Here is a 21,674-nt window from a genome sequence, read left to right as displayed (position 1 = left end):
TTAGTCGTCCTCTTCCACGCGGTGTTGCCAGTGACCGTCGATGGGTCGGGCATCGATGCCTTGTTCATTCAAATAGCGGGCAACGACGGCGGTACTGCCGTGGGTGACCCAGACTTCTTTGGCTCGGCTTTGCTTGACCGCCGACATCAGGCCTGGCCAATCGACGTGGTCGCTTAGGACAAATCCACGATCGACGGCTCGCCGTCTTCTCGCGCCACGGATGGCCATCCAGCCGCTCGCCATCGCGGTGCTCACATTTCCGAACTTCCGCATCCATGGCGTTCCGTGGGCAGATGGGACGGCGATCACCATCGCTCCGGCCCAGTCATGCCCCTTGGGTTGATCTCCGACATAGGTCGTCTCGGGCAGTTCCACGCCTGCGGTCCGGTAAGCTTGGACGCCCTTCTCGACCGCCCCGTGGGTATAGATCGGGCCGATCGTCGGATCCAGACCGGCGAGCAATCGTTGTGACTTGCCGACCGCGTAGGCGTACAGCAAACAACACTTGCCCGCTTCGGAGGATTGTCGCCACCACGCATTGATTTCGGCAAAGATTTCGTGATCTTCGTTCCAGCGGTAGATCGGCAATCCGAACGTCGATTCGGTGACAAACAAATCACACGAGACACTTTCAAAGTGCTGGCACGTTGAATCGGATTGCAGTTTGTAGTCGCCCGACACCACCGCCACGCGGCCCCGGTATTCCAATCGGACCTGAGCCGAACCGAGCATATGACCGGCCGGATGCAGCGAAATCTTGACGCCGCCGACGGTTCGTGTTTCACCGTAGTCGAGGAATTCGAATTCCGGATCATCCGACAAACTTGTCGCCGTGTGTCCGGCCTCGGTCGTGTCGGCGCGGGAACCTGCCGCTTCTTTTGTCAGTCGCATTCGCAGGATCGTTTCGCCGGGACGGGCGGCCAAGTAGTGCCGGCACCCCCACCGTGCGTGATCGCTGTGGCCATGGGTGATCACCGCACGATCGACGCTCTGCGTCGGGTCGATGTAAAAACCTCCCGCGGGGCAATACAGACCGCGAGGCGTTGTTTGCAATATTTCAGACATGCGGAAGTTTACCGGCATAGGCAAGTTCATCCCGAAACCGAGCCATCGTGTGTACAATGTCAGGGAAGCTTATTGCTTCGGTTCGACTGTTATTTCCTACTTTTTATTCTCCCTGATGATATGTCTATTTTACGTCGCGCTCGTTTGGTTTTAGCTGGTCCGTTGTGGTTCATTTGTCTGGTCATTTGCCCGGTCGTTGGTAATTCGGAATCACCGGGCGTGACCAAGAAAACCGTCGATGCGAATACATCGCTCGACGATCTCGACTTGTTGACAAGGATCCGTCAAACGATCGTTCAGGAATCATCGAATATCGACGCCGAATCGATGAAGTCCTATCAAGCGGTGATTCCCAAGACGGGTGTCGAGTTCGAGATGATTCCGATCCCAGGTGGCACGTTCGCCATGGGCAGTCCCGCCGACGAAGCGGATCGTCAAGACAACGAAGGCCCAGTCACCGAGGTGAGTGTTTCCCCGTTTTGGATGGGCAAGTGTGAAGTGACCTGGGACGAGTACGAACCTTTCATGATCACGCAACGCGACCGCGAAAAGCACGGCGGATGGAAGGAGTTCGATCCGGCGGTTCATGACCTGGTCGATGGGGTCAGCCAACCGACGCCGCCCTACACAGAAATGAGCTTTGGAATGGGACAGCAAGGCTATCCGGCGATCTGCATGACTCAGCACGCCGCCAATAAGTACTGCCAATGGCTCAGTGCCCAAACCGGTCACTTCTACCGATTACCGACCGAGGCCGAATGGGAGTACGCCTGTCGGGCCGGAACTCAAACCGCCTTTTCATTCGGCGATGAACCGATCGAAGATTACGCGTGGTTTTACGACAATAGCGATGATCAGTACCAACCGGTGGGCCAAAAGAAACCGAACCCGTGGGGATTGCATGACATGCACGGCAACGTGCTCGAATGGACCGCTGATCGATTCGAAGAGAACTATTTTGACTTGATCGAAACGGCTTCGGAAGGCAAACCGGTGTGGAATCCATGGCTGGTTCCCGACCAAATTTACCCGCGCTCGGTTCGCGGCGGATCATGGTTCGACGACCCCGAACAACTTCGTTCGGCATACCGACGGGGAAGTGAAAAAGATTGGAAGAGTCAAGATCCGCAGTTACCTCGAAGCATTTGGTATCACACCGATGCACCCTGGTTAGGATTTCGAATCGTTCGACCGCTCGAGGTTCCCACGGTCGAAGAAATGAATCGCTACTGGAACAGCGCCACCGGTAAACGATAACCTCCATCGGCTCAATCCACCCAGCCGTTTCACCCTCTCTATCCCCAGTAAACTTAAACCTAAACTTAAACCTAAACTTAAACTTAAACTTAAACTTAAACTTAAACCTAAACCTAAACCTAAACCTAAACCCCAATCGATTCCAAACCAAAGAATCACCTGATCAGCAGCTTCGGCGTTAACGCTTCCACCACACATTAAGAACCTATCCGAAAGCCGTGAGCTTACGGCACGAATCGCCTGTTGATTGATTGCATCAGACAATTTTTGTGAGCCGATGGCGCTAGTCACATGTCTCGCCGGTGGTATTCGGATAGGTTCTTATTGTTCACGCGATGCTTACTGCCCCTTGCCCGCTTTTGTGGTATCGGAAGACCGATTGCCTCGCTGATTCCTCGCAGGTTTGGCGGTTCCGATCTCATCGTCTTCAGGGACTTGATACTGAGTTTGAAGTCTTGCTAGTTCCGAGCTCAAGCGATCTTGGACCGCGACGAGTTCGGTGCTTCCATACGCATTGACCAGTTCGTTCGGATCTTTCTTCAGATCGAATAATTCCCAATCGTCGATCCGTTTGCCTTCGAGTGCGTAAAAGCGAATGAGCTTGTACTGCCCATCGGTGACACCGTAATGGCGAGCCACGTTGTGAGCTCCTGGATTCTCATAGTAGTGGTAATAAAAGGTCTTTCGCCAATCTGCCGGCACGCGGCCCTTCAACAGCGGAACGATACTTTTTCCTTGCATGTCATTCGGGACATCAACGCCAGCAATATCCAAGAAGGTTTCGGCAAAATCCAGATTCGAAACGATCTCCGTATCATTCACGGTACCCGCTCGGACGACTTCCGGCCAACGTACCAAGAGTGGACATTTTAACGATTCTTCGTACATCCATCGCTTGTCAAACCAACCGTGTTCGCCCAAGTACCATCCTTGATCGGAAGAATAAACCACGACGGTATTATTGGCTAAACCAGCCTCATCGAGATAGTCAAGAACCTCGCCAATCCCGTCGTCAACACTCTTCACGCAACGCAAGTAGTCTTTGACGTATCTCTGGTATTTCCACTGAACGATTTCCTTTTCGGTCATTGTCGCTTTGGCCGCCTCGAAGGCTGCGTTCTTGGGGCCGTAGGCGGCATCCCAGACTTCGCGTTGCTCTGGTGTGAGGTTTCGCGGCGGGGTTAATTTTAAATCGCTAGCATTGAGGTGGTGAGCAATCGTCATGGTTTGACGAGCGGCCGAGACGGTGCGACCGGCGTAGTTATCCCAAAGTGTTTCAGGCTCTTTGATGGTCACATCATCAAGCCAATGAAGATACTTGGGAGCGGGCTGCCAATTGCGATGTGGTGCTTTGTGTTGATACATCACCATAAATGGTTTGGATGTATCCCGGCCGTCTTTCAGCCAATCCAAAGTTTTGCGGGTGATGATGTCCGTCGTGTATCCGTTATGTGGTTTGGTGACCGGTTTCCCATCTTTTCCTGCCGTGATCATGGGTGGATTGTAGTAGGGCCCCTGGCCATTGAGTACGTCATAGTAGTCATAACCCTGTGGCGTCGACGCGAGATGCCATTTTCCGATCACCGCAGTTTGGTATCCATGAGCGCGGAGTAGCTTAGGGAAGGTTTGCTGGTCACCATTGAATCGATTTCCATTACGGATGAAGCCGTTCAGATGGCTGTATTTTCCTGTTTGAATGACAGCACGACTTGGTCCGCAGATTCCATTGGTGCAGTAGCATTGGTTGAATCGCATGCCCTCGTTGGCGATGCGATCCATGTTCGGCGTGACAATGCGAGAGTCATCGTAGGCACTCAGCGCTTGTTGGCAGTGGTCGTCGGTGAAAATGAAAACGATGTTCGGCCGATCGTCTGCCTGAGCCCAACTCGCGAGTAAGCCAGCCAATAAGACAAGAGGCAATAAGACGCTTGAAAACGGAATGTTCATGCAGTTTTCTCCTTCGGAATGGATGTGGGGGTGGGCTCTAAGCCAGGAGGTTTGAACGCAGCTTGCTCGCGGCGTATTCGCGTCAAGGAAACGTCGCCGACCGTCTTAGCATCGCGTGAACAATAAGTGATGGATTCTTAACGTGGCGTCGACTTTCAGTCGACGTTTCAGGGTTTGGCGACTGAAAGTCGCCACCACTTAATGTTCACGCGATGCTTAGTGTAGCCGGTTGTGCTTGACCATTCACGCTGGTTTCGCAATCGGCTTCAGCGCGACGGAACGTCAGCGGTTGTCGCTTTCATCAGAACTTAGATGGCACCTAGAGCATGGTTCGACGTTGGCGTTCGTACTTGAGTCCGGGCAGGAAGAAACATGCCGCAGCCACGAATCCAAAAATCAGATGCGCGTGGCGTGGAAACACCGCCATCCCGATCGACGCGACCAGCAAAGCGATCGATTGAAAGTAGAACGCTCCGCTGAGCATGCCTGCTTTGACGATGAAGACCATCGCGCTGATTACGCCGAGCAGCGGGGCCAACGACAGCACTTCTAAATCCAACCACCATTCCAGTGGAAACAGCATCGCGATCGCGATCATACTGGCACCCCAGACATGGGCGACTTGGCGTTCGATAAATGTGACCGGTCCCATCCGTTGTCGCATCTTCCAGAACACGGCGGCCCATGCGCTCAATCCCACCACCCAGACGCAAATGTAGAGCGAACGCCGCTCGACGCCGAGCACCGCCATTTGCCAGGTAAACAAACTCGCAACAAGTAGCACGAGCGAGTGCCACATCCACAGCAGTCCCCACTTTTCAAGTACGGCGGCGTGGTGCGTTTCGCGAAAAACTCTTGCGACGACTTGATTGAAATGTCCCGATCGGGCTGAGACACGTTCGTCGGCCAAGTAAGCTTTCAGATCCGCGATCAATGCTCCCGTGTTGGCGTAGCGAAGGTCAGCGGGTTTTTGCAAACAACGTGTGACGATCATTTCGAGATCACGGTCCAAACTCGGACGCAAACGCCGTGGTGGTGTCGGATCCTGTTCGATAACCATCATCACCAATTCCATCGGACCATCAGCGACGAACGGCGCCCGACCCGTCAACGCGTAGTACAAGACACAGCCGAGCGAATACACGTCGCTGGGGATGTCGATGTCCTTGCGCCGGCCACTGGCTTGTTCGGGTGACATGTACGCCGGCGTGCCGACGAGCATACCGCTGCGCGTCAGATCCGTTTTCGCGCCGACTTGTTTGGCCAAACCAAAATCCGTGAGCATCGGTTGACCGTGTCGGTTGATCAGGATGTTGCTGGGCTTGATATCGCGATGCAGGATGCCCGCCGCGTGCGCGATGCCCACCGCTTCGGCGACATCGACGATCATCTGGGAGGCCTCCCGCGCGTTCAACGGCCCCGACGTACCGACCCGCTGCGCTAACGTTTCGCCGTCGATGTATTTCATACTAAAAAACGGCCGACCGTCGATATCGCCGACTTCATAAACCGGGACGATTCCCGGGTGTTCGAGCGACGCCGTCGCGGCGGCTTCGGCGAGGAAGCGTTGCATGTCCGCGTCGCTGGCGAGTCGTCCCCGCAAAATCATCTTGACGGCGACTTCGCGTCCGAGAGACCGTTGCCGGGCGCGGAATACGACGCCCATGCCGCCGCGGCCGACCTCCTCGAGCAAATCGTAATCACCGATCGTGGTGGGAAGTCGCAGACTCCGCCACTGCGTCCACGAATCCTCTCCGTTTTTCAAGTTCAATCCGTCCGTCGTTTCGCTCGGTTGCGTGCCCGTCAGCGATGGCATCGGAACACGTTTGCCCGGCGTTTCATCGCGAACCGCGCCGGCCGTGTCGGTGACCAAAACGGCGCCCCACAAATGTCGCAGGTCGGCGGCGAGATCGGGATGTTCCCGGCACGCCGTTTCCAAGTCCGCCATTTCACCGCCGCAGATTCGGTCGGTCATCTCGGCCAACACGTTGGCGAGTTTCTGTTCGTGTTCGTCGAGATCGGGGGGAGACATGTTTAACCGTGACTCGGTGTATCAAAGATGCGGTCGCCCGCGTCGCCCAGTCCGGGGACGATGAATGATTGTTCGTTGAGCGTCGGATCAACCGCCGCTACATACACTTTCACCTCCGGGAAGTCCCGAACGACGCGGTCGATCCCCGGTTGAGCCGCGATGATACTGAGCACGCGAATATCGGCGACGCCCCAACGTTGTAATCGACGGACGACCAAATCGATCGAACCTCCGGTAGCCAACATCGGGTCGAGCACCAATGCGACATCCGAAGCTCCCTCGAGCGGCAATTTGTCATAGTACTCGACCGGCTCGGCGGTTTCCTCGTTGCGATACAAACCCAGATGCCATACCGACGCGTTGGGGATCAATTGCAACAAGGGTTCGACCATCCCCAAACCGGCTCGCAGCACCGGCACGATGCTAACGGCCGCAGCCAGCGTTTGACACGTGGTTTCGGCCAACGGCGTTTGGACGAGGACGTCTCGTTGCGGCAAGTCCTCGGTCGCGTACACGCCCAACAACATAGCCATCCGGGCCACCGTCGTTCGAAACTCATGAGGATTGGTCGATTGGTCGCGTAGTCTCGCGAGGTGATCGGCTGCGAGAGGGTGATTCAATATGGTGACGGATTTCATAGGTGCGTCTAGAAAAGAAAAAAAGGGTGCAACGTCTTCAGGCAATCGCCGCCCAGGTTTTAAGCGAACGCCTGCGACGCAAGCAACGAGTCTATCAAGAATTCAAATCAACAATGGAAAACCTAAAAATATCAATGTGTATTATTACCGTGTTTTCCCGAGCGACCGCACCCAAGACGCTGATGTAAGGAGGTTGCCTGCGTCCTCGATGGCACGATGGTTGCTTTGAAAGCAAAACCGTGCAAAGCGTGGCGTCCGTTAACGCCAAGTTTTGAGCCACTTCTGCGGGCGGATGCGGTCTTGATCGTTCCAGCCTCTCTACGCGTTTTCCTTGCGTCGATTCAAACGTTGTCTTTCTCTTTAAGTCACGTTCGACGTTCACCTTCCACCGGGATTGATTGGCTATGGGTATCTTGGATCAAAATCCGTTCGATGCGAACGCGAAGTTAGAACATCAGCACAGCGGCACTTGCTGCCACGGCAGCTCGCATGATCCGGGCTGTCCGTCGGCGATCGATCATGCCGGCAACGGTGAAAGCTCGTCTCCGGACTCGTCGATCGCCAATCACGAAGACGCGATGAGCCGCGCGATCGAAACGGCGGTCGTCAAGGCTGTCTTCGGACAAAGCGACGTGTCCCGCCGCGCCGTGCTCACCGCAGCAGGAGCCGGATTGGTTTCGCAGATTGTTCATGACCTGTTCCCGATGGACACGGCCAAAGCGATGGCGATGGAAATCGGCACGATCGAAAAGCCGGACCTTTCGATCGGCTTCATCCCGATCACCTGCGCCACGCCGATCATCATGGCCGAGCCGATGGGCTTTTATGAAAAGCATGGGCTCAACGCGAAAGTCCGCCGTGCCAGCGGTTGGGCGATGGTCCGAGATTGGGCGATCACGAAAGAAGTCGATGCGGCTCACATGCTCTCACCCATGCCGCTTTCGATCACACTCGGGGCGGGATCGCCCAAGGTGCCGTTTTACATGCCGGCGGTAGAGAACATCAACGGCCAAGCGATCACGCTGGCGAACAAACACAAAGGCGTCAAAGAAGCCAAAGACATGAAAGGCTTCCGGTTCTGCGTGCCGTTTGAATACTCGATGCACAACTACTTGTTGCGTTATTACTTGGCCGAAGGCGGATTGCATCCCGACAAAGACGTTCAAATCCGCGTCGTGCCGCCACCGGAAATGGTTGCCAACTTGAAAGCGGGCAACGTCGATGGTTACCTCGCGCCAGATCCGTTCAATCAACGAGCGGTCTACGAGAACGCCGGTTTCATTTTCAAATTGTCCAAAGAAATTTGGGAAGGTCACCCGTGCTGTGCCTTCGCGATCTCCCAGGAGTTCGCGGGCAACTATCCCAACACGTTCTTGGCCCTGTTCCGCTCGATCGTCGACGCGACCGCGTACGCATCGGACAGCAAGAACCGCAAAGAAATCGCCAGCGCGATCGCGCCGCGGAACTACTTGAACCAACCCGTCACCGTGCTCGAGCAGGTGCTAACAGGTCGCTACGCCAACGGCATGGGCGGCATCAGCAACGATCCCGACCGCATCGATTTCGATCCGATGCCTTGGCATTCGATGGCGATTTGGATTTTGACGCAAATGAAACGTTGGAAGCACGTCGACACCGAATTCGATTACAAGCAAATCGCCGAAGAGGTCTATTTGGCAACCAAGTGCAATGAATTGGCGACGGAGATGGGCTACGAAAATCGAGCCAATACTTACAAGAAGCACATCATCATGGGCAAGGAGTTTGATCCGGAAAAGCCAGATGAGTACTTGGCGAGTTTCCCAATCAACAATCTTCAAGCAGGCTAATTCAAACGATGAATCCAATGACATGGCGGCTGCCCCGCGATCCGAAGTGGTGGCAAGCTAAGGGTCTCAGCGTGATGATTTTGATCGTGCTGTTGGCGGCTTGGCAGTTTGCGGTTTCCAAACCGGCGTTTGACTCGACCGGTATGACCGAAGACGAACTGATGTTGATGGAATTCAACGGCGACATCGTTCGCAATGAAGCCGGTGAATACGCTTTCAATGCCGACAAAGCGACCGGTCTACCCGGGCCGTTGGCGGTCGGCGCGAAGGTCGTCGAAGAACTATCGCATCCGTTTCACAAGAACGGCACGAACGACCACGGCATCGGTCACTTGGTGATGTACACGGTGGCACGGTTCAGCGTCGGGTTTGTGCTGGCGAGTATCGTCGCGATCGTGATTGGCGTGATTGTCGGCTTGAATCCGTTGATCTTTGCGGCCGTCAATCCGTTTCTGCAAGTGCTCAAGCCGATCTCTCCCTTGGCTTGGATGCCACTTTTGCTCTACACGGTCCAGAAGCCGACGATAACGGCGGTGTTGGTCGTGTTCATGGCCTCCCTTTGGCCGACGATCGCCAACACGGCGTTCGGATTGTCGTCGATCGACAAAGATTATTTGCGAGTGTCCAAGATGCTCGAGTTCGGCTGGTTCCGGCGACTGTTCACGGTCGTGTTGCCTGCGGCCGCGCCGGCGATTGTTGCGGGTTTACGAATCAGTTTTGGTTCGGCGCTCGTCGCGGTCGTCCCCGCCGAAATGCTGTTGGGTGAACTCGGTGTGGGCTACTTGACGTGGATCGAGTGGAACAACCTTGACATCGCCGGTGTGTTGTTCGCGATCCTGGTCGTCGGCGTGGTCGGCTTCGTCATGGATGCGATGTTCTCCAAACTTTCCAAGGCGGCCAGCTATGCAACTTGAAGCAACCATCGAACCCCAGTCGGAAAACAAAGCCGACGATGTGATGTCGGATCAATCCAGCCAGGGGCAGTTGTCGATCCGCAACGCATCGAAAGTATTCGCATCGTTGAGCGGCGAGGGCGAAGTGTGTGTGTTCGAAGACGTCTCGTTGGAGATCGCCAACGGCGAGTTCATGTCGATCATCGGACACAGCGGATGCGGGAAATCGACCCTGCTGAATATCTTGGCCGGGTTTGACACGCCCACGACGGGCGAGGTTTTGGTCGACGGAAAACCGATCAAGGGTCCCGGACTCGATCGCATGGTCGTGTTCCAATCGTTCGCGTTGATGCCGTGGATGTCCGCGTTTGACAACGTGCGGGTGGCGGTCCGATCGGCGTTCCCGTCCTGGGATAAATCGCAAGTCGCCGCTCACACGAGTCGGTATCTGCAACTAATGGGACTCGGTGACATCGGTAAGAAGATGCCCGCGCACCTGTCCGGCGGGATGCGACAACGCGTCGGGCTCGCACGCGCCTTTGCGGTCCAACCGAAAGCGTTGATGCTCGACGAACCGTTCGCCCAAATCGATGCACTCACTCGGGGTTCGATTCAAGACGAACTGGTCCGAATGTGGGACAAAGCCGGCGCGACCGTTTGCATGGTAACCCATGACGTCGACGAAGCGATCTTGTTGAGTGACCGGATCGCGTTGATGACCAACGGCCCCAACGCGCGGGTTGCCGAGATCATCGAGGTCGATATCCCTCGACCGCGAACCCGCGAGCAGTTGATCGAATCGGAAGCGTACATGCGACTACGTGCCCGTATCTTGCGGTTCTTGATCGATCACAACCGACGACCGTCCCAATACGACGACACGATGCACGTGATTCAGGCCTACGACACCCAAGATGGCGACGTGGCCTCCAGCCCAGATTGAATTGCTCAAAACCAGATTTCCTTTCAACCTCTCGGAGAAAAACTATGACCACGATGACTGAATCGGTACCTTCGCTCGAACAAATCGTCACGAAGATCGAATCGATCAAAATAGCCAAAGGGCTCAGTTGGGCCGAGTTGGCCGGCAAGATCGGACAAGCCCCGGTGTGGGTCGCGGCGGCGTTGACCGGACAATGTTCGATGTCGGCGGAAGACTGCGCCGCGATCGCCGACGACTTGGAACTGACCGAAATGGAATGCAAGGTCTTACAGGGATATCCCTATCGTGGGTCACTGCCGCAAGCGATCCCCAGCGACCCGTTCGTATATCGTTTCTACGAGATCATGCAGGTGTACGGGATCGCGATGAAGCAAGTCACTCAAGAGGAGTTCGGCGACGGGATCATGAGTGCGATCGACTTTTCGATCGACGTCGAGCGAGAACCCGACCCCAAGGGTGATCGCGTGAAGATCACCTTCAGCGGTAAATTCTTGCCGTACAAAAAGTTCTAAAGCCTGGTACTGGGTTTTTGCCGTGGAATCACCCGCGACGCTCAAGTTGATGTTGGTCGACCAATCGACCCGCCGCCGCGAAATCCTGGAGAAAATTCTCCGGGACAACGGCTACCTGAACGTCTTCTCGACCTCGGGGCTTCACGACGTGTTTGAATTGGTCACGCGGATTCAACCGGACGTGGTGCTGATCGAACTGGACAGCCCGAACCGGGATACGCTTGAGCAGGTGCGGCGGATTCGCGATCGTCAACCGACGCCCGTATTGATGTTCGCCCAAGACCAAAACGCACAGACCGTCCACGCGGCGGTTCAGTCGGGAGTCTGTGCATACATGGTCGACGGAGTCGATCGCGGCAGCATCCAACCGGCGATCTCGTTGGCGATGGCGACGTTCGAAGCGTATCGCAAGGTGCGAGTCGAAGCGGACGGCTATCGCCGTGAACTCAATGGCCGCAAACGCATCGACCAAGCCAAAGCGATCTTAATGCGACAACAAGGCATTGGCGAAGACGAAGCCTATCGGACGCTGCGTAAACGGGCGATGGACGAAAATCAAAAACTGGTCCTTGTCGCCGATGCGATCATCGCGGAGCAGCGGTTACGTGGTTAGAAAGGCAAACAATCCGGTCCCTCACTCACCGGTCGGCAGCGACACGACGAATCGACAGCCTTGTCCAGACGGACTTTCCAAATGGATCGTCCCGCCGTGGCTCTCGACGATCGTTCGGCAAATCGCGAGCCCCAAGCCATTGCCCTTTCCTTGCTCTCTATCGCGGGCTTGATCGCCTCGGTAAAACCGGTCAAAGATTTTTGGCCGATCTTCGAGAGGGATTCCTGGACCTCGGTCGGTAACCATCAACTGCACCGTGTTTTCGGACTTCTCGACGTCAACTTCGATATCGCTTCCCCCGCCGTGCGAGATCGCATTGGTCAGTAGGTTCTCAACGACGCGTGTGAGTCGATCGGGATCACCGCGCACGACGGAGACTTCCTTTGAGTTCATGTACACGTGAGATCCGCGAGCACTTGCCAGTGGCCTTAATCGATCGATGGTTTCTTGCACTATTTCGCTCAAGTCGACTAGGTCGGCAGCATTCGTTTTGGATTGGTCTTCCCTCGCCAATACCAAGAGTGACTCGACCAATGATGTCATTCGATCGGTCGCGCGTTGACAAACCCGCAACGCGTCGCGGTATTCCGCCGGGTCACGCGGTTTCGAGAGCGCCATTTGTTGGTGCATTCGCAAAACGGCCAGAGGAGTGCGTAGCTCATGCGAAGCATCGGCGGTGAACTGAGACTGACGCTCGAAGGCATTTTCCAAACGCTCGAAAGTCTGGTTCAACGTAATCGCCAAGCCGGCCAACTCCTGATCAAGGTGGTCGGATTGAATTCGCTGGGAAAGATCCTTTGCTGAAATGCGGCTAGCGACCTCTGCCATCGCTTGAAGTTGTTGGACCGCTCGGCCTGCGATCAGCCATCCGCCGAACAATCCGATCGCAAGCAACGCCAGTCCGATGGCCGTGAGCACCATGGCGAGCCGGTTCAATGCCTCGAAATCTTTCACGATCCATCGCCCGACTAACACGATAAAACCATTATCGGTTCGGGTGTAAGCTTCCCTCCATCCGTCTTGTCCACGAAATTGGATCGTGTCGTCGGCTGCGGCGGGAAGGATGTTCGCGGTGCGAGGTTTTCGCTCAAAGTCGCTCGTCGTGTTCGCTTCCTGTTGGCCGTCGGGGGACCAAACGATCAGATACGGTTTTTCAAAACGATGACGAATTCGGCGGAATTCGAAGGTTTCCGGCAACGACAACGAGTCCCACCGGGGTTGGTCAAGCTGATCTCCGGTGGAGTCCGCATCCGAACTGCTTTCGATCTGAACCGCCAACAACTCGGCCGCAGCGGAGAGTTCTTGATCGGTCTCGCGAATTCGATGTTGCCGTTGATCCAAGAACGTCAACACGGCGAATCCGGCGATAACGCAAGTCAGCGCGATCGCGTGCCAGATCTGAATCCGCCACCGAAGTGATTTAGTTGGAAACAAGATAACCCTCTCCACGGCGAGTCCGCACGAAGTCACGTCCCAGTTTGGCCCGGACCCGTGAGACATAGACGTCGACCAAATTCGACATCGAATCGTGGCAATCGTCAAAGAGATGGTCGTACAGGTAGGTGCGGGTCACCAGTTGACCGCGTCTCATCGCAAAGATCTCAACAAGCGCGTACTCACGAGCGGTCAATTCGATTTCACAGCCATCTTTTTCAACCGTGCGTGAGGCGAAATTGATTTCCACATTTCCGAACCAAACGGATGTACTGGTCACCTCGTGACGACGCCGAATGATCGCGCGCAATCGGGCAAACAACTCGGATAGATCAAACGGCTTGACCAAGTAATCGTCAGCGCCACCATCCAACCCCGTGACGCGGTCTTCCACCGTATCGCAAGCGGTCAAGAGTAAGACCGGAACGGCGGAAGATTGACGGAGTTGCCGCAGTAGATCCAATCCGGACAGTTTGGGTAACATCCGGTCCAAGACAATCGCATCATAGTCCCACGCACGTGCTTGGGCGAAGCCATCCGATCCGTCGCTAGCTTGGTCGACCGCATAGCCTTCCTCGCGCAGCGCGGAGACCAAGCCCGAACGCAAATCCGGATCATCTTCGACGACGAGCACCCGCATCGTTATCCCATTTATATTTGAGGTAATTCGGCAAGCCGGACCGACTTGATCCGGCCATTGGTCGACAGGTCGGCGGTGAACTCGATCTCCGATTCGATCTGCACTTGTTCAAACCCAATCACGCTCACCTCAGGTGGGCAGGTGTAACCGGCCCCGCCGTCGACCAGCGTTAAACCGATCAACTGTCCGTCCTCAATGACCGCTTGAATCTCCGCTTGACGATGTGTCCATAACTCACCCGACTCGGGCCGATAGCGATAATAGTCGGAAACTTCATCGAGTCGATCGTTGGTGACGCCGTGAGGTGAAAGAGCATCCATCAAGACCTTTTTATTCACGCGAGCCCGAAACGAACTCGGCGGTCCACCTTCAGCCGGCTGTACTCTCGAGAATGCGTCTCGAAAAACCTGTTCGTCGACTTCCAAAGCGGCCGCAATCAGTGCGACCGGTCGTCCTCCATCGCCGGGATCGGTGCGATGTCCGCTACGGATCGAGACGTCACCCTCATTCAGTTCGATCTGATTCAATTCCGGCTCCGTCTCAGTTGGCGGTGAATGTCGAGGCGTTTCAGTCCGCTCATCATGCCGATCCCCAAGCAACCGGTCCTCATGCGGGCGGTCCTCATGCGGCCGTTCTGGCCGAGCATGGCAGTGACCTTTCGGCCCGCCGCAACCGGGGCCACCGTGACGCGGCCCTTCGTGACGCGGCCCTTCATGACGCGGCCCTTCGTGACGTGGTCCGTCGCGATGTGGTCCGTCGCGATGTGGTCCGTCGCGATGTGGTCCTCGGCGGTCCTGGTGAACGGCGTAAGCGGTGATCGAACAAAAACCGATCGCGATCACGGCGGCGATGACTAGCTTATTCATGGCAAAGGTTCGGTTTGGTGTGGGAAAAGGCTGCAATAGCTGACCGCTGTCAGCATCCCAACGATTGTTGCAGGTCAACCTGAACCGAAGATGAACGCGGAAGCCAATTCGAAAATTTCTTTTTCTAGTCGCGACCGGCTGCGCGGCGGAGCCGGTCCATGATGGCAACACCGATCCCCTCTTCGCCGCAGCCGACGATTTCGATCCGCTGAAAATGCTGTTGATCGGCCAATCGCAGGACACGATAAAGATTCGAAGCGGCGGTTTCGAGTCGACCGTCGGGGGCGAACGTCCAAACTCGGTCGTCGGAACAGGGTACGCCAGCGGCATCGGAATCTGCCATCGAATGAAAACCGATTCGCAGTGTCGTGGGATCGTGATGCGGAACGGGGCCCGTGGCATTTCCCCCGTGCGCTGGTAATAGAATGACTTCGGCACGCGGCGAATAATGTTTGGCGAACTGTCCTGGAGCAGCGATCATGGGTTCTTCGTATCTCTCCGGCGCAGGATGTGGTTGCGGTTCGAGATGAGCTGCCAGAGGTTCGTCGAGACGTGCGACAAGATCAAGTTCGCTGATTCGACCGCTCCGGAGGATTCGCGGAGCTAATTCATCGGTTCCCAAATACACGATCGTGGATTCGATTCCGACGAGACAGTCGCCGCCATCGAGGATCATCGCGACGTGTTCGCCGAGACCGTCGGCGACGTGTTCGGCTGTGGTGGGGCTGACATAATTGGACACGTTGGCGCTCGGGGCGGCGAGAGGAACGGGACCGCCGTTTTGCCGATCCATTTCCCGCAAGACGGCCAGAGCGATCGGATGATCGGGAACGCGAACCGCGACGGTGTCGCCGCCGGCGGTCACGGCGTCCAACACCGCAGGATGTTTGGGCGCAATCAACGTCAACGGCCCCGGCCAGAAGGCCTGCAAACATAGCAGCCGCCTCGATTGAATCGCCGAAAGATCGTCTGCCAAAAGACGGCGTGCGTCGTCCGGGTGGGCGACGTGCAAGATCAACGGGTTCTGTCGCGGACGGCCTTTGGCGACAAAGATGCTTTCAACCGCCCGTGCATCGTCGCCGCGAGCGGCCAAGCCGTAGACGGTTTCGGTGGGAAGCCCGACCAATTCTCCGCTTAACAACGCCTCAGCGGCGCGGGCGATGGCGGATGGATTCGCCGAATAAATCTTAGGATGCAATGCCGAGAACGCGAGTCTGGAGTGAAGATGGGATTTTAAACGTTGACCTGAACCGGTGACGTGGCGGTCTCAACGATCGGCAACGGCCGGGCCTTGAACTCGACGGCAGGAAGCTCGACGCGAAAGGTCGAACCTTTGCCCGGGGCACTTTGAACGCTGACGTGTCCATCGAGCGACGCGGTCAAGTTCTTCACGATCGCCAGCCCCAACCCGGTGCTGGAGTTCGTCATTTCGGCGTTGCGTGAAGCCCGGTAAAAGCGTTCAAAAATTTTCGTTTGGTCTTGTTCGGGGATACCCACCCCGGTGTCTTGCACGATCAGAGTCCAGTGTCCGTGCCCCGGTTGCAAGGACACGTCGATCCGTCCGCCGCGTGGCGTGTAGCGGATGGCGTTGCCGATTAGGTTGTTGCAAATCGTCAGGGCGGCTTCAGGATCGGCGAGCACCTTGGCGGGGCCATCGATCTCGTGCCACGTCAACGTCAAACCGCTTGCGATGGCCACCGGCTCATACGTACGGACCGACTCGGCGACAATGTCACGCATCGGGACGCTGGACAATTTCATCAATGCCTTGCCCGATTGTGCGCGGGCGAGCTGCATCATGTCGCTAATAAGGCGTTCGAGACGGTGACACTGGGTGACGATTTGGTTCATGAAATGAATCGCCATGTCAGGGTCATCGGCGGCGGCGAGTTCGACGGTTTCGGCATAGCCTTTAATTGCGGCCAAGGGTGTCTTCAGTTCATGCGAGACGTTCGCCACAAACTCACGCCGCATTCCCTCGATTTGTCGGGCTTCGGTTTCATCACGAAGTGACAATTGGACCTTAAAGGAATCCTCATCGTTGATCACGTCGGCACGAACCCGCAGCGGTCGCACGATCTTACCGAATTGGAATTCGATCACGCTTTCTTGTGCATGACGTTCGTTGATTGCGGCTCGGATCAGTTTGACCATCGGCGGGTTGCGAACCATCTCATCGAAACGGCGACCGGGCAAAGACTCCTTTGCCTTCATTCCCAACAAATTGATCGCCGACGGATTGATCAACAGGATCGACAAATCGGTCGACAGCACGACGACGCCATCGATCAACTGCAACAGGGCGGACGCGCCCAGGCGAGATTGGGACTCGAGGCTTTTCAAATCGGCCCGCCACAGAGCGACTTCACGTTTCGATTCGCCTTGGGTTTGGTGGATTTGATCGATCAGGTCTTCACGTTGGTCGTTGTACCGACGAGCCATTAGCACGATCGCCGCAACCGCCACGATCGCGACCAACCATGCCGGGGCTCCCATCAGCGGCAAGGCCAACAAAAACACACCAGCGGCGATGAGGTTCCACCGGGAAAGCGATCGGGAACCGGGGGAGTTCGGACCGGTTCCAGTGGTAACGGTTGAAAGGTCGGGCATCGACGAAGCCGGAGGATTTGAGATAGGCTGTAGGCACTCCAATCCCATAGTATATCCCCCCCGCAGCGAATTACGAACGGGATGAGGCGGGACTTCTGTTAGGAACGTCGGAAGATTGTGTGATGACTGAGAACCCATGACCCGAAATCCGATCCCCTCCGCGGATGCCCCTTTGTCCGAAGCGACCCGCACGCAGCCCCTTCAAAAGCATTTATCGCTCACCACGGACACGGGTGGTGGCATTGCGGGCGATCACGTCGGTTCGGACGAGTCGATCGGTGCACAGCGGATCGAGATTACCGACATCGCCGGCGGGTGCTTGGTGAGCTCATTTGCGGCGGTGTTGTCGTGTGGTTTTTTGGTCATCAACGGCGCGATCGTGATGGCGTTGCTGTCCGTCGCCGCGTCCGGCGGTGCGGAGTGGATCCAAAACGAGAAACTCAGCCAGTTCCTGCTGTTCGGTCTTCCCGTCGCGTTGCTGATTGTGCAGTGGCGGCTGATCGACACGTTGCGTTGGATCTTGAGACGGCGACGGCGATAGGGCTACATTGCCCGGCGATGCGATCGAGTTTTGGTGCTTTGTTCGACCGTTTTTCTCTTCTGAATGTTTTTCCAACAACGGTACTTTATGTCGACTTCGATTCTTCCCGTCGCCGTGGGTGATTACTTGTGCGGCGAGGGCCAACCGCTGCTCTTGATCGCCGGGCCTTGCGTCTTGCAAACTCGTGAGTTGGCTTTTGCGATCGGCGAAACGTTGGCCCAAATCAACGAGCGGCCCGATATCCAGGTCGTGTTCAAGGCGTCGTTCGACAAAGCCAACCGAACCAGTCTGGCGGCCAAACGTGGGCCCGGAATCGAAGCCGGATTGCGGTTGCTCGAGGCCGTTGCCGCGGACAGCGGACTGCCGGTGACGACGGACATTCATTTACCCGACCAAGCGGCACCGGTGGCCGAGGTGTGTCAGTTGCTCCAAATCCCGGCTTTCTTGGCCCGCCAAACGGACTTGCTCGTCGCCGCATCGGCGACCGGGCGAGCCGTGAACGTGAAAAAGGGCCAGTTCATGGCCCCGAGCGACATGCGTTACGTCGTCGACAAGGTTCGAGGCAGCCAACCGGAATCGTCCAAGAGGCCGGGCCGGTCCAACGTCATGGTGTGCGAACGCGGGACTTTTTTCGGCTACGGGCGACTAGTCAATGACATGCAATCGATCCCCTTGATGCGACAATTGGGCGTTCCGGTCGTCTTTGACGCCACCCACAGCGTCCAACAGCCGGGCGGTTTGGGCGGTGCGACGGGCGGAAATCGAGAAATGGTCGAACCATTGGCCCGCGCCGCCGTAGCGATCGGTTGTGACGCGTTGTTCTTCGAAACTCATCCCGACCCGGCGACCTCCCCGAGCGACGGGGCCAATATGATCCCACTGGACCGGTTCGCTTCGATGATCGATCGTCTGTTGCGACTGCGTGAAACGGTCGAAAGTCTCAACGATTAAACGAAATTTGGGTGCGATTGGTGCTGGTTGAAATTACACGAGGGCGACGGTTCGCCCGCTTGACCGTCGGGATGACGACCCCGTTTTGGCTCTTCAGTGTGCTTTTCGGTATCTCGTTGCCGTTGAGTATGGGATGTCGTGATGAGTCGACCACTTTGCGGCGCATTCAAAGCCAACGGCAGATCGCCCTGCAACAGGCCACCCGCCAAGATCATTTGGGCGAAGTCGTTTCGCTGTTGCAACAGTACGTCGGACTGAACGAACAGAAGGCTAGGCAACAGATCACCTACCACCTCAATCAATGGGAAAACGAGCAGACGACGGGCAAAGCCGACGGTGCGACGAAAACAGACGGCGGCGGCAAGATGCCCGAGATCGCGTCGACGTTGACCGATGTGATCCCCGCCGAGCAATTGGACGAGTTGATCAATCGTTCCGAGTTCATGACCAGCGACGTCCCGTTGCTGCGTGATGCTTATCTGTTCAATCGCCTACTCGGCTGGGTCGACGCTCCCGGTCGCGACGATCCCCTGTTCACCGATTGGTTGAACGAGATGCGGAAATCACCGCCTGGCAACCTATCCGAAGCGGACGTTGATCGTTTGCAGACGGCAACGCGATTGTTCGATTGGACCGTTCGGAACATCGCATTGGAGCCCGATACCGGTGGCTTCCCGCCCAACATGCCCCGCCCGAATTTGCCCCTGGGCATGGAAATGCAAGGCCCCGGTTATCGTCAAACGGATTATCAAACGTTGTGGCGGGGAATCGGCGATTGGCAGCAACGGGCCGGCGTGTTCACGCAGTTATGCATGCAAGCGGGAATCCCGACGGCGGTATTGGCGACGCAATCCGAAGACACCGGCCAACGCACGCCATGGTCGGTCGGGGCACTCATCGGAGATCAAATTTACCTCTTTCATCCCCAACTCGGTTTACCCATTCCGGGGCCGGAACAAGTCGGCATAGCGACCCTGGAACAAGCCCGCAAAGACGCCTCGGTGATGCGTCGTTTGGACGTGGCGGGCTTCTTCGATTTTCCACTTTCGCGAACCGACATCCAGCAAAGCATTGCGTTGTTAAACGTCCGAGCCGAAACGATCTCGCCCCGGATGAAGGCATTGCAATCGAACTTGACGGGCGATCGCCGGATGACGTTATGGATTGATTCGGCTGATTGGGCCAAACGAATCGATAACGTGCCGGGCATCGCGGGCGTCCGGATATGGTTGGTCCCGACGCTGGCGGAAGTCTACGCGGCGACGATGGACATGATGGCCGAACGAGATCCGCTATTTTCGTTTTGGTATCGGTCCCGGTTCGCGGTTCTCGAAAGCCAAGAATCGATGGGAAACAATCTCGCCAACGGACGCTGGCGACATTTGCATGGGCAGTTCGCCGATGATGAGACCGAAGGGCAAGACGGCGCTCGGACGCACTACTTGGAACAGCGTGCCCCCGAGTTTGAAATCGAAGACTTGCGGATCAACGTCGAGTTGCAAAAACAGTACGGCATCCGTCGCGGACTGGGGATGCAGCCCGAAGAATACGACCGGCAACTCGCCCAGGTCCAAGGTTTCATGCGATTGGGCAAACGAACGGCGACGTATTGGCTTGCCCTGGTTCAGTACGACGATGGCCGCTATGAAACGGCAACCAATTGGTTCGCCAAACGGGTTCTCGACGAGGAACAGCGTTCGTACTGGGAGAACTCGGCGATCTACAATGCCGCCCGTTCCGAAGAAGCCCAAGGTAACGTCGACGCGGCGATTGAGCGACTCAAAACCAATGACCCGGTCTACGGCCACGGAAACCGCTTGAGAGCTCGATTGCTTTCGAAGTAGGCTGGGTGGAGGAGGCTTTGCGACGAACACCCGGCACTGCGAAACTGCCGGGTCTCCGCTATCGCTGCGACCCAGCCTACCTTGGCTTGTTGTTGGCGACCGATCGGGTTATGCGCGGGACAGGAACTCGCCCGTTCGGGTGTCGATCCTCAATCGTTCGCCTTCCTTAATGTACTCGGGCACATGAACGACCAAACCCGTTTCCAATGTCGCCGGTTTGGTGCGTGAGGTCGCCGAGTTGCCTTTGACGCCCGGATCGCACTGCGTGATTTGCAACTCGACGCTGGCGGGGAGATCCAATCCGACGCATTGATCGTTGTAAATCAACGCTCGTATCCCATCGAGACCTTCGGTGATGAAACCGATTTGATCTTCGACGTCTTCGAGCGGCAACTCGTATTGCTGGAAATCCTCTTTGTCCATCAGATAAAGGTTGGTCGGGTCGGTGTACATCATTTGCACATCCCGCCGTGCAAAGTCGGCTTCGTCTAAGTTGTCGGTGCCCTTGAGCGTGATGTCGACCTTGTTTTTAGTGACAACATTTCGTGCCCGAAACTTGTAGAGCGTGGCCGCCCCACGTGCCGACGGCGATTGGACCGAAATGCCTTGAATCATCACGGGGTTGCCTTCGTGAACGACAACGGTACCGGTCTTAATGTCTTTAGCGAGCATGGGAGAGATTCCGACTCGAGAGTGAAAAGGGGGAGGATTGTGGAATGATAGAGGCGGAAGTTTCGCGTCGGATGATCGGTTTCGTCAAGGGTCCGCTTCTTTGGCATTATTTCAACGCTTTCGAATCTGGTTCCCAGGCTCCCGCCCTCTTGATACCCCAAAAGTCCTCGTGTAAGGCTCCCCTGCCAGCTTGTCTGGCAGGAAGCCAAGGTTGTCAAGCTAGACACAACCCGCAGTCTTCCCGGCCTTCCGAGTTTCACTTGTGCTCGCCGCTTGAAGCGGCGAGCACAAGTGAAACTCGGAAGGCCGGGAAGGCGTCGGTGCCTAGCTTGCGAACCTTATTCACCCACGAGACGAGCTCGTGGGGGTCAAAAAAGATGTGAGGTA

General features: G+C 56.4%; 19 protein-coding genes. 9 read left to right on the top strand and 10 right to left on the bottom strand.

The features are described from left to right. Positions 1–1,095, bottom strand: coding sequence for a ligase-associated DNA damage response exonuclease (locus Pla100_RS16385; protein WP_390620611.1), 1,095 nt, complete (start codon positions 1,093–1,095; stop codon positions 1–3). A gap of 90 nt (positions 1,096–1,185) precedes the next feature. Here Pla100_RS16385 and Pla100_RS16380 point away from each other — a divergent pair, with 90 nt between their 5' ends. Further along, entirely contained in the window at positions 1,186–2,322 is a 1,137-nt protein-coding gene (locus tag Pla100_RS16380; protein ID WP_146578751.1) for a formylglycine-generating enzyme family protein, read from the top strand. Positions 2,323–2,661: 339 nt separating this feature from the next. On the opposite strand, the gene Pla100_RS16375 is transcribed toward Pla100_RS16380, so the two are convergent. The 3 genes from Pla100_RS16375 to upp all read right to left on the bottom strand — a co-directional run bounded on the left by Pla100_RS16375 (position 2,662) and on the right by upp (position 6,939). Then, positions 2,662–4,269, bottom strand: a complete 1,608-nt coding sequence (locus Pla100_RS16375) for a sulfatase family protein (RefSeq protein WP_146578750.1) — start codon at positions 4,267–4,269, stop codon at positions 2,662–2,664. A 319-nt stretch (positions 4,270–4,588) separates the two neighbouring features. Continuing rightward, positions 4,589–6,301 carry a serine/threonine-protein kinase gene (locus tag Pla100_RS16370; RefSeq protein ID WP_146578749.1) on the bottom strand — a complete coding sequence of 571 codons (1,713 nt, stop codon included), beginning with the start codon at positions 6,299–6,301 and terminating at the stop codon, positions 4,589–4,591. A gap of 2 nt (positions 6,302–6,303) precedes the next feature. Continuing rightward, a complete protein-coding gene (upp, locus tag Pla100_RS16365; RefSeq protein ID WP_146578748.1) occupies positions 6,304–6,939 on the bottom strand; it encodes a uracil phosphoribosyltransferase in 636 nt (211 codons plus the stop codon). 404 nt (positions 6,940–7,343) lie between these two features. Between upp and Pla100_RS16360 the strand changes: the two genes are divergently transcribed. The 5 genes from Pla100_RS16360 to Pla100_RS16340 are packed head-to-tail and all read left to right on the top strand — an operon-like array spanning position 7,344 to position 11,729. Next, on the top strand, positions 7,344–8,768 hold the full coding sequence (locus Pla100_RS16360; RefSeq protein WP_146578747.1) for a CmpA/NrtA family ABC transporter substrate-binding protein: 1,425 nt from the start codon (positions 7,344–7,346) through the stop codon (positions 8,766–8,768). Between the two features lie 17 nt (positions 8,769–8,785). Beyond that, positions 8,786–9,682 (top strand): ABC transporter permease, encoded by an 897-nt coding sequence (locus Pla100_RS16355; RefSeq protein WP_146578845.1) that lies wholly within the window; start codon positions 8,786–8,788, stop codon positions 9,680–9,682. Further along, entirely contained in the window at positions 9,672–10,604 is a 933-nt protein-coding gene (locus Pla100_RS16350; RefSeq protein WP_197167990.1) for an ABC transporter ATP-binding protein, read from the top strand. Before Pla100_RS16355 ends, Pla100_RS16350 begins: the two co-directional genes overlap by 11 nt. 44 nt (positions 10,605–10,648) lie before the next feature. Beyond that, positions 10,649–11,116, top strand: a complete 468-nt coding sequence (cynS, locus tag Pla100_RS16345; RefSeq protein ID WP_197167989.1) for a cyanase — start codon at positions 10,649–10,651, stop codon at positions 11,114–11,116. Between the two features lie 22 nt (positions 11,117–11,138). Further along, positions 11,139–11,729: an ANTAR domain-containing response regulator gene (locus Pla100_RS16340; protein WP_146578746.1), complete on the top strand. Its 591-nt coding sequence runs from the start codon at positions 11,139–11,141 to the stop codon at positions 11,727–11,729. 21 nt (positions 11,730–11,750) lie between these two features. Here Pla100_RS16340 and Pla100_RS16335 read toward each other — a convergent pair whose 3' ends face one another. From Pla100_RS16335 to Pla100_RS16315, 5 genes are all read right to left on the bottom strand, one after another. Beyond that, on the bottom strand, positions 11,751–13,163 hold the full coding sequence (locus Pla100_RS16335) for a sensor histidine kinase (RefSeq protein WP_197167988.1): 1,413 nt from the start codon (positions 13,161–13,163) through the stop codon (positions 11,751–11,753). Further along, positions 13,150–13,803 (bottom strand): response regulator transcription factor, encoded by a 654-nt coding sequence (locus Pla100_RS16330; RefSeq protein WP_146578744.1) that lies wholly within the window; start codon positions 13,801–13,803, stop codon positions 13,150–13,152. The genes Pla100_RS16335 and Pla100_RS16330 overlap by 14 nt, the downstream gene beginning before the upstream one ends. A gap of 11 nt (positions 13,804–13,814) precedes the next feature. Further along, positions 13,815–14,669, bottom strand: a complete 855-nt coding sequence (locus Pla100_RS16325) for a hypothetical protein (protein WP_146578743.1) — start codon at positions 14,667–14,669, stop codon at positions 13,815–13,817. A gap of 124 nt (positions 14,670–14,793) precedes the next feature. After that, on the bottom strand, positions 14,794–15,867 hold the full coding sequence (locus Pla100_RS16320) for an L-threonylcarbamoyladenylate synthase (protein WP_231603131.1): 1,074 nt from the start codon (positions 15,865–15,867) through the stop codon (positions 14,794–14,796). Positions 15,868–15,902: 35 nt separating this feature from the next. Beyond that, the gene (locus Pla100_RS16315) at positions 15,903–17,279 is read right to left on the bottom strand and encodes a sensor histidine kinase (RefSeq protein ID WP_146578742.1); all 1,377 of its coding nucleotides are present in this window, start codon (positions 17,277–17,279) and stop codon (positions 15,903–15,905) included. Positions 17,280–17,415: 136 nt separating this feature from the next. Between Pla100_RS16315 and Pla100_RS16310 the strand changes: the two genes are divergently transcribed. The 3 genes from Pla100_RS16310 (at position 17,416) to Pla100_RS16300 (ending at position 20,615) form a co-directional block, all read left to right on the top strand. Next, positions 17,416–17,820, top strand: coding sequence for a hypothetical protein (locus Pla100_RS16310; protein ID WP_231603130.1), 405 nt, complete (start codon positions 17,416–17,418; stop codon positions 17,818–17,820). A gap of 87 nt (positions 17,821–17,907) precedes the next feature. Further along, the gene (kdsA, locus tag Pla100_RS16305) at positions 17,908–18,771 is read left to right on the top strand and encodes a 3-deoxy-8-phosphooctulonate synthase (RefSeq protein ID WP_146578741.1); all 864 of its coding nucleotides are present in this window, start codon (positions 17,908–17,910) and stop codon (positions 18,769–18,771) included. 11 nt (positions 18,772–18,782) lie between these two features. Then, complete coding sequence (locus tag Pla100_RS16300; RefSeq protein WP_231603129.1) at positions 18,783–20,615, top strand: tetratricopeptide repeat protein; 1,833 nt, start codon at positions 18,783–18,785, stop codon at positions 20,613–20,615. Positions 20,616–20,723: 108 nt separating this feature from the next. Here the strand turns inward: Pla100_RS16300 and Pla100_RS16295 are convergent, their stop codons facing one another. Continuing rightward, the gene (locus Pla100_RS16295) at positions 20,724–21,287 is read right to left on the bottom strand and encodes an elongation factor P (RefSeq protein WP_146578740.1); all 564 of its coding nucleotides are present in this window, start codon (positions 21,285–21,287) and stop codon (positions 20,724–20,726) included. Between the last annotated feature and the right edge of the window lie 387 nt (positions 21,288–21,674).

The organism is Neorhodopirellula pilleata, assembly GCF_007859915.1.
GTDB lineage: Bacteria > Planctomycetota > Planctomycetia > Pirellulales > Pirellulaceae > Rhodopirellula > Rhodopirellula pilleata.
This window is presented reverse-complemented; position numbering and strand designations above follow the sequence as displayed.